Here is a 6,766-nt window from a genome sequence, read left to right on the forward strand (position 1 = left end):
GACCTGATTAAAGATATCGGCAAATTTCGCGCAGCCGCTTTCTATAAATTGTTCAAAATGGCGGGCAGCATACTGACGTGCGGCAAGATGAGAATATGACCCTTTTGGCCCAAGGAAAGCAACGCGTGCTGAGTGCGGGTTAATTTTGTTCAGATGCTGCTGGAGCAGTGCCTGCTGAGTCAGGACGGAGTCTTCGATTATGAGCTGGAACAGGCGAGTGATGTAGTGAGCATCAAGATGATGTGCTTTGCCAAGCTGAATCAGTCGGTCCAACAGATCGCGCTCACGGTCGATATCACGAACTGGACGATGTGAAAGGAGCTTAGCTTTGCCAACTTCTACGGCCAGTCCACGTCGCTCAGCCAGCAGGGCCAGTAATTTTTCATCCAGCGTGCTGATCTTATCGCGCAGCGCCAGCAATGGGTTATCCGATGTCATAGTGTTGCCTTTCTTGTTATCAATAAAAAAGGCCCCCCGTTGTGGGAGGCCTTATTGTTCGTCTTCGCATTCTTTATCACACGACGAAACGCCTCCCATTCAGGGGAAGGTAAAAAAGAATGCGAAGAAGAACGGGACAAGTTTCATGTAATTTTCCTTTGGCTACGTCAGTAAAGTACCCGTACTGTTTTCACCCTGTCAACAAAAAACGCGCCCGGAGGCGCGTTGGCGATACACTCAATGTAAGGGACTACTCTTCTTCTGCTTCGACGAAGTTGGCGTCTTTGACTGAAGTTGTTGCACGACGGGCTTCGCCTTTGTGCTGCACTTTATTGAGCTGCCGTTCCAGCTTGTTGATCAAATCGTTAATTGCGGTGTACATATCCTCGTGTTTTGCGCTGGCGACCAGATGTCCGTTCGGTGTATTGATGGTGGCATCAGCAATGAAACCCTGCGGCTCCTTAGACAGAATGATATGTGGATTAATCAGATGAGTTTGCCATTTTTCGAGTTTGGCGAGACGGTCTGCGACATGCTGGCGAATTGCCGGAGTAATTTCCATTTGTTTACTGGTAATGTTCATTGTCATAAATTTTACCTCTTGTCTTTCCCGTCTTGGTGATTCCAGCATACCGTTCCTAATGTCAAAATGTGTGATATTAATCACATTTTTTTGTCGCTTTTTGTCAAGAAAACCTTTTTGTGAGGCACCGCAGGAACAAGCGATTTTTTACTTGAGGAATACCTGAAAGCAGGCCATATTTGATGAGATGCGTTGTAGCTAAACCGCTTCAGTTGTGACGTTTACGGATAAAAAAATGGCAGCCTTTGGGCTGCCGTTTGCATTCTGAGATAAATCAGGTATTGCTGCTGTTAGCGGCAATGATTTTCGCTACTTTTTCTGCCTGCGCATTCATCTGCATCTGGCGATAAGCATTTTCCATCAACGGCAGGGCATTGCGTGTTGCCTGAGTATCCGGGAAGTCGCGCAGCATGCCTTCCACACGGTTTACCACGGCAACCCATGCACCGCGGGCAGTGTAGTATTCCACAACGGAATATTCATACTTCGCCAGACGGTCTTTCAGGAATACCAGACGTTTGGTGGCGTCAGTGGTGTACTGGCTGTTCGGATAGCCACGTACCAGTTTGGAAAAGTCATTAAACGCAGCTCGGGCATGTTGCGGATCGCGATCGCTGCGATCAACACCAAAGAATCCTTGCAGTGCGCTATCATCCAACGCCATATTGGTCAGGCCACGCATATACATGACATAATCAATGTTAGGGTGTGTCGGGTTAAGACGAATAAAACGATCGATGGCAGCCTGAGCAAGTGGCAGATCGGCGTTTTTGTAGTAGGCGTAGATGAGATCTAATTGCACCTGCTGAGAATACGGTCCAAATGGATAACGGTTATCCAACGCTTCTAATTGCGTTATTGCCTGTTTCCAGTTACCGTCCTGCAGCTTTTGCTGAGCAGTCGCGTAGATTTCATTTGGCGGATTATCGGGCACCTCTTCCTTTGAACCAGAGCAACCCGCCAAAAACAGGCTCAACGTGGCTGCTGCCACCAGATATTTCATGCGCGTCATGACGTTTTGACTTTCCTCAAAATGTTTTACGGGAGATTCTCTGTTCCTGCTCCCGGTTAAGACCAGCTACAATAGCACACTATATTAAACGGCAAAGCCGTAAAACCCAACGTTAAACGAAGAAGCAGTTTATGGCACAACGAGTAGAACTCACCGCAACAGTCTCCGAAAATCAGCTCGGTCAACGCTTAGATCAGGCTTTGGCCGAATTGTTCCCTGATTATTCGCGATCGCGCATAAAAGAATGGATCCTTGACCAGCGCGTACTGGTAAATGGCAATCTTTGCGATAAACCGAAAGAAAAAGTGTTGGGTGGAGAGCGCGTCTCCATCACTGCAGAAATTGATGAAGAGGTTCGTTTTGAACCTCAGGATATCCCACTGGATATCGTTTATGAAGATGACGATATTCTTGTCATCAACAAACCCCGTGACCTCGTAGTGCATCCGGGGGCCGGTAATCCTGATGGCACGGTATTGAATGCATTACTGCATTACTACCCGCCAATCGCGGATGTTCCACGTGCTGGTATCGTGCACCGTCTGGATAAAGACACGACCGGATTAATGGTGGTGGCAAAAACCGTTCCGGCGCAAACGCGTCTGGTGGAGTCGCTGCAACTGCGTGAAATTACCCGTGAGTACGAAGCCGTGGCGATTGGTCATATGACGGCAGGCGGAACCGTTGAGGAACCGATTAGCCGCCACCCGACCAAGCGTACGCACATGGCGGTACACCCAATGGGGAAACCGGCGGTGACGCACTATCGCATAATGGAACACTTCCGTGTGCACACGCGTCTGCGGCTGCGTCTGGAAACCGGACGTACGCACCAGATCCGCGTGCACATGGCGCATATCACCCATCCGCTGGTGGGCGATCAGGTCTACGGCGGTCGTCCGCGTCCACCGAAAGGCGCTTCTGACGAATTTATCTCCGTTCTGCGTAAGTTCGATCGTCAGGCGCTGCACGCGACTATGCTGCGTTTATATCACCCAATTTCAGGTATCGAAATGGAATGGCACGCACCTATTCCACAAGATATGGTGCAATTGATTGAAGTGATGCGCGCTGATTTCGAAGAACATAAGGATGATATTGCCTGGCTATGAGTAAGCTAATTGTCCCGCAGTGGCCGATACCGCAAGGTGTTGTGGCGTGTAGTTCTACCCGTATTGGCGGTGTTAGCATGCCGCCTTATGATTCGCTGAATCTGGGCGCCCATTGCGGCGACAACCCGGAGCATGTTGAAGAGAACCGCAAGCGGCTGTTTGCTGCGGGCAATCTGCCGTCAAAGCCAGTCTGGCTGGAGCAGGTCCACGGTAAGGATGTCCTGAAACTGACCGGCGAGCCTTACGCCTCCAAACGTGCGGATGCTTCTTACAGCAATACGCCGGGCACCGTGTGTGCAGTGATGACGGCCGACTGTCTGCCGGTGCTGTTTTGCAATCGCGCTGGAACGGAAGTCGCGGCGGCACATGCGGGTTGGCGCGGATTATGCGCCGGCGTGCTGGAAGAGACGGTGGCGTGTTTTGCCGACAAACCTGAAAACATTATTGCCTGGCTAGGCCCGGCGATTGGCCCGAACGCGTTTGAAGTGGGAGCAGAAGTTCGCGCAGCGTTCATGGCGAAAGATCCGCAAGCGGACCTCGCATTTGTACCGCATGGTGATAAATATCTGGCGAATATTTACCAGCTTGCGCGTCAGCGTCTGGCAAATATCGGAGTAGAGAACATCTACGGTGGCGACCGTTGCACCTTCAGCGAAAGTGAGATGTTCTTCTCTTATCGTCGCGACAATACCACGGGTCGTATGGCAAGTTTTATTTGGCTGATATAACCTAAAGAATCAAGACGATCCGGTACGTGTAATTTTCTTTTCACATAATTCAGGTCATTCACCTTGAATAATTGAGGGATGACCTCATTTAATCTCCAGTAGCAATTTTGACCTGTTATGGGAGGAGTTATGCGTCTGGATCGTCTTACTAATAAATTCCAGCTTGCTCTTGCCGATGCCCAGTCACTCGCATTGGGGCACGACAATCAATTCATCGAACCACTTCATCTAATGAGCGCCTTGCTGAATCAGGAAGGGGGATCGGTACGTCCTTTATTAACGTCTGCTGGCATTAATGCTGGCCAGTTACGTACAGCCATTGACCAGGCGTTGAGCCGGTTGCCGCAGGTAGAAGGTACCGGCGGTGATGTGCAGCCTTCTCAGGATCTGGTGCGTGTACTGAATCTTTGCGACAAGCTGGCGCAAAAACGTGGGGACAACTTTATTTCGTCAGAACTGTTCGTACTGGCGGCGCTTGAGTCACGCGGTACGCTGACCGATTTACTAAAATCAGCAGGTGCGACGACCGCGAATATCACTCAGGCAATTGAACAAATGCGTGGAGGTGAAAGCGTGAATGATCAGGGGGCTGAAGACCAACGTCAGGCCTTGAAAAAATATACCGTCGACCTGACCGAACGTGCCGAGCAGGGCAAACTCGATCCGGTTATCGGGCGTGATGAAGAAATTCGCCGTACCATTCAGGTACTGCAGCGGCGTACTAAAAATAACCCGGTGTTAATCGGCGAACCAGGTGTTGGTAAAACGGCCATCGTTGAAGGGCTGGCCCAACGAATTATCAATGGTGAAGTGCCGGAAGGCTTAAAAGGTCGCCGTGTGCTGGCGCTGGATATGGGCGCGCTGGTGGCTGGGGCCAAATATCGTGGTGAGTTTGAAGAACGCTTAAAAGGCGTGCTGAACGATCTCTCGAAACAGGAAGGCAATGTCATCCTGTTTATTGATGAGCTGCATACTATGGTTGGGGCGGGTAAAGCCGATGGCGCAATGGACGCCGGGAACATGCTGAAACCGGCGCTGGCACGCGGGGAACTGCACTGTGTAGGCGCAACAACGCTTGATGAATATCGCCAGTACATCGAAAAAGATGCGGCGCTGGAACGTCGTTTCCAGAAAGTATTTGTAGCCGAACCTTCAGTAGAAGACACCATCGCGATTCTGCGTGGCCTGAAAGAACGTTATGAGCTGCACCACCATGTGCAGATCACTGACCCGGCGATTGTTGCGGCAGCTACGCTGTCTCACCGCTATATTGCCGATCGTCAGTTGCCGGACAAAGCTATCGACCTTATCGATGAGGCGGCATCCAGCATTCGTATGCAGATTGACTCCAAGCCGGAGGAACTCGACAGACTCGACCGCCGTATTATCCAGCTCAAACTGGAACAGCAGGCATTAATGAAAGAGTCTGATGAGGCGAGTAAAAAACGTCTCGATATGCTCAACGAAGAGCTGGACGATAAAGAGCGCCAGTATTCTGAATTAGAAGAAGAGTGGAAAGCTGAAAAAGCATCCCTTTCGGGAACGCAAACTATCAAGGCTGAGCTGGAGCAGGCGAAAATCGCCATCGAACAGGCGCGTCGTGTCGGCGACCTGGCGCGGATGTCTGAACTGCAGTACGGCAAAATTCCTGAACTGGAAAAACAGCTGGAAGCAGCCACCCAGTCTGAAGGCAAAACCATGCGTCTGCTGCGTAATAAAGTCACGGATGCAGAAATTGCAGAAGTGCTGGCGCGCTGGACCGGTATCCCGGTTGCTCGCATGCTGGAAGGCGAACGGGAAAAACTGTTGCGTATGGAGCAGCAGTTGCACAGCCGCGTGATTGGCCAGAACGAAGCGGTGGAAGCCGTTTCTAACGCCATCCGTCGTAGCCGTGCTGGCTTGTCCGATCCAAATCGCCCGATTGGTTCATTCTTGTTCCTTGGCCCAACCGGTGTCGGTAAAACTGAACTGTGCAAAGCGCTGGCAAACTTTATGTTCGACAGTGATGATGCCATGGTGCGTATCGATATGTCCGAGTTTATGGAGAAACACTCGGTGTCTCGTCTGGTCGGGGCGCCTCCGGGATATGTCGGCTATGAGGAAGGTGGATATCTGACAGAAGCGGTACGTCGCCGTCCTTACTCTGTCATCCTGCTGGATGAAGTGGAGAAAGCGCACCCGGATGTGTTCAATATTCTGTTGCAGGTGCTTGATGATGGTCGTCTGACTGACGGGCAGGGGAGAACGGTCGACTTCCGTAATACGGTTGTCATCATGACCTCGAACCTGGGGTCCGATCTGATTCAGGAACGCTTCGGTGAGCTGGACTACGGCCACATGAAGGATATGGTCCTGGGCGTCGTGAGCCATAATTTCCGCCCGGAATTCATCAACCGTATAGATGAAGTTGTTGTATTCCATCCGTTGGGTGAGCAGCACATTGCTTCTATTGCACAGATCCAACTGCAACGTCTGTACAAACGTCTGGAAGAGCGTGGCTATGAAATCCATATCTCTGACGAGGCGCTTAAACTGCTGAGTGCGAATGGTTACGATCCGGTGTATGGCGCACGTCCACTCAAACGTGCTATCCAGCAACAGATCGAAAACCCGCTGGCGCAGCAAATTCTGTCTGGTGAGCTGATTCCTGGCAAAACGATTCGGCTGGAAGTGAATGACGATCGCATTGTGGCAGTGCAGTAAGTCACAAAACGACAATAAACGAGCCCTGTGGGGCTCGTTTTTGTTTAAAAACAAAGCAAAAATCAATGTAGTGGTTGAAAAGTAGTCGCTTGATAAGTTTTTTGTATTTTTAACTTGTCAGCCTGAAATAACTCCCTATAATGCGCCTCCACTGACACGGAACAACGGATTACAAACCGCCGGGTCAGCG

Annotated in this window: 7 protein-coding genes and 1 other annotated feature; of the genes, 3 read left to right on the top strand and 4 right to left on the bottom strand. The window is 50.7% G+C overall.

The window, feature by feature from the left end; genetic code table 11:
- From KQJ19_RS21380 to bamD, 4 genes are all read right to left on the bottom strand, one after another.
- Nucleotides 1–438 (bottom strand): chorismate mutase (locus KQJ19_RS21380; protein ID WP_216404107.1); only part of this gene is annotated, 438 nt, incomplete at its 3' end.
- Nucleotides 439–460: 22 nt separating this feature from the next.
- Nucleotides 461–586: a sequence feature (Phe leader region), on the bottom strand.
- On the bottom strand, nt 538–585 hold the full coding sequence (pheL, locus tag KQJ19_RS21385; RefSeq protein WP_100250063.1) for a pheA operon leader peptide PheL: 48 nt from the start codon (nt 583–585) through the stop codon (nt 538–540). Its footprint overlaps the feature before it by 48 nt.
- Before the next feature lie 102 nt (nt 587–688).
- Nucleotides 689–1,027, bottom strand: a complete 339-nt coding sequence (gene raiA / locus KQJ19_RS21390) for a ribosome-associated translation inhibitor RaiA (RefSeq protein ID WP_003031244.1) — start codon at nt 1,025–1,027, stop codon at nt 689–691.
- Nucleotides 1,028–1,295: 268 nt separating this feature from the next.
- A complete protein-coding gene (gene bamD, locus KQJ19_RS21395) occupies nt 1,296–2,033 on the bottom strand; it encodes an outer membrane protein assembly factor BamD (RefSeq protein ID WP_016154064.1) in 738 nt (245 codons plus the stop codon).
- 131 nt (nt 2,034–2,164) lie between these two features.
- Here bamD and rluD point away from each other — a divergent pair, with 131 nt between their 5' ends.
- The 3 genes from rluD (at nt 2,165) to clpB (ending at nt 6,576) form a co-directional block, all read left to right on the top strand.
- On the top strand, nt 2,165–3,145 hold the full coding sequence (gene rluD, locus KQJ19_RS21400; protein WP_016154063.1) for a 23S rRNA pseudouridine(1911/1915/1917) synthase RluD: 981 nt from the start codon (nt 2,165–2,167) through the stop codon (nt 3,143–3,145).
- On the top strand, nt 3,142–3,873 hold the full coding sequence (gene yfiH / locus KQJ19_RS21405; RefSeq protein WP_200079715.1) for a purine nucleoside phosphorylase YfiH: 732 nt from the start codon (nt 3,142–3,144) through the stop codon (nt 3,871–3,873). Before rluD ends, yfiH begins: the two co-directional genes overlap by 4 nt.
- Nucleotides 3,874–4,002: 129 nt before the next feature.
- Nucleotides 4,003–6,576: an ATP-dependent chaperone ClpB gene (gene clpB / locus KQJ19_RS21410; RefSeq protein WP_016154061.1), complete on the top strand. Its 2,574-nt coding sequence runs from the start codon at nt 4,003–4,005 to the stop codon at nt 6,574–6,576.
- Nucleotides 6,577–6,766 lie beyond the last annotated feature (190 nt).

Origin of the sequence: Citrobacter sp. S46_ASV_140 (genome assembly GCF_018919545.1) — a bacterium.
Taxonomy (GTDB): Bacteria; Pseudomonadota; Gammaproteobacteria; order Enterobacterales; family Enterobacteriaceae; genus Citrobacter; species Citrobacter braakii.

What these genes read in the sequence shown, in the direction of transcription:
- raiA (WP_003031244.1), bottom strand. Translation starts at nt 1,027, where the DNA reads ATGACAATGAACATTACCAGTAAACAAATGGAAATTACTCCGGCAATT.
- bamD (WP_016154064.1), bottom strand. Translation starts at nt 2,033, where the DNA reads ATGACGCGCATGAAATATCTGGTGGCAGCAGCCACGTTGAGCCTGTTT.
- rluD (WP_016154063.1), top strand. Translation starts at nt 2,165, where the DNA reads ATGGCACAACGAGTAGAACTCACCGCAACAGTCTCCGAAAATCAGCTC.
- yfiH (WP_200079715.1), top strand. Translation starts at nt 3,142, where the DNA reads ATGAGTAAGCTAATTGTCCCGCAGTGGCCGATACCGCAAGGTGTTGTG.
- clpB (WP_016154061.1), top strand. Translation starts at nt 4,003, where the DNA reads ATGCGTCTGGATCGTCTTACTAATAAATTCCAGCTTGCTCTTGCCGAT.